The sequence below is a fragment of the Cereibacter ovatus genome (genome assembly GCF_900207575.1).
In the GTDB taxonomy this organism is placed as follows: Bacteria; Pseudomonadota; Alphaproteobacteria; order Rhodobacterales; family Rhodobacteraceae; genus Cereibacter_A; species Cereibacter_A ovatus.
Map to the genome: position 1 here is coordinate 1 of NZ_OAOQ01000056.1, position 1,469 is coordinate 1,469.

The following is a 1,469-nucleotide window of genomic DNA, read 5'->3' on the forward strand; positions in this document are numbered from 1 at the left end:
CCAGCCTCCATGGAGAAACTCCGTCCTGATCAACATCAGGCTCCAATCAGCCGATTACGACCAAGCCAGGAAGGTGGGGTTCAGGCGACGCTTACTGGCCATCGAAGTGGCGATGCCCGAGGTGCCACGGTTCGCGATGTATGCGGGCTGCGTGATGGACCAGTTGTCGTGGCAGATGAGCCGCTCGGGGCTGCTGACCGCCACCGCCCGCTTGATCGCACAAGGCGAGGCGATTGCGACCGTCACTGCCGCGGGCACCCCGACCGCGCTCGGCCTGCAACGCTTCGGCCATTTCAACGGGGTGGTGAAACGGAACGGCGTCAGCTTGGGCAATATCGTCTCGGCCGAGATCACCTATGCCAACGGCCTCGACCGGATCGAGACCATCCGCAACGACGGCAAGATCGAGGGGGCGGATCCCGGCATGGCGGCCCTGACCGGCCGCATCGAGGTGCGTTTCGCCGATAGCGCCCTCGTCACTCAGGCCATCGACGGCACGCCTTGCGAGCTCGAGTTCGCCTACAGCCTCGGGGCCAATGCCAGCCTCACCTTCACCGCCCACGCCGTCTACCTGCCCGTCCCGCGGATCGAGATCCCCGGACCGCAAGGCATTCAGGCCAGTTTCGACTGGCAGGCCGCCAAGGCCACCAGCCCCGCCCGCATGTGCACCGCCGTCCTCGTCAACACCGTCACGGGATACTGACCATGATCCGCCTGAACCTTTCGAACCGGCCCGAATGGCTGGACCTTTTGCCCGGACTGCGCGTCCTGGTGGCGCCCCTGACCACCGCGCTGATGGTCTCCGCCCGCGCCGATCCCGCCATCGATGGCCTGTCGGAAACCTCCAGCCAGGAAGACCTGGCGCTGGCCATGGCCAAGGCCGTCGCGCGCCGCGCCGTGCTGGAATGGGAAGGTGTCGGCGACGAGGCTGGCAACCTCATGCCCGTCAGCCCGGCCGGGATCGATGCCCTCCTCGAAATCTGGCCGGTCTTCGAGACCTTCCAGGCGCAATACGTCGCCCGCGGCCTGATGCTGGACGCGGAAAAAAACGCCTCCGCGCCCTCGCCGACTGGTCCTTCGGCGGGGGTGACGGCTACTGCGCGGCCTGCGCAGGCCCCTGCACCGACTGCCCCGCAAGACTGAACCGGCCGCAAACCGTCGAGGGCTGGCAGGTCTGGGACCTGACCCAGCGCCTCGGCGGCCAGCTGCGCATCGCGCCGGGGGCCGTCATCGGATGGGACATGGGCGCCGCCCTCGCGCTGGCGCAAGCGTTGGGCGTCAACGCGCTGATCGCCGCCGAACTGCTGCCCGAGATCGAGGCGGTGATGGTGCGCAAACTGAACGAGCAGATGGAAGGACGCCGGAATGGCTGAGAAGAAGGTCTCCGTCCGCCTCGTGGCGGAGGGCGGACGTCGCGTGCGCGCCGAACTGGAGGGCGTGGGCGAGGCCGGGGCGAAGGGCCTCGGCCG

At 68.1% G+C, this 1,469-nt stretch carries 2 protein-coding genes and 1 pseudogene; all 3 read left to right on the forward strand.

Annotated elements, in window-relative coordinates:
* Positions 1 to 94: 94 nt before the first annotated feature.
* Positions 95 to 703 (forward strand): annotated as a pseudogene (locus tag CRO07_RS18225) (phage tail tube protein); the annotation flags it as partial.
* Positions 704 to 705: 2 nt separating this feature from the next.
* Complete coding sequence (locus tag CRO07_RS18230) at positions 706 to 1,143, forward strand: hypothetical protein (protein ID WP_097032022.1); 438 nt, start codon at positions 706 to 708, stop codon at positions 1,141 to 1,143.
* 68 nt (positions 1,144 to 1,211) lie between these two features.
* Positions 1,212 to 1,373: a DUF7697 family protein gene (locus tag CRO07_RS19410; RefSeq protein WP_423212905.1), complete on the forward strand. Its 162-nt coding sequence runs from the start codon at positions 1,212 to 1,214 to the stop codon at positions 1,371 to 1,373.
* The last annotated feature ends 96 nt before the right edge of the window (positions 1,374 to 1,469 follow it).

Excerpts from the sequence above, each read along its gene's own strand:
- CRO07_RS18230 (WP_097032022.1), top strand. The coding sequence starts at position 706 with ATGATCCGCCTGAACCTTTCGAACCGGCCCGAATGGCTGGACCTTTTG.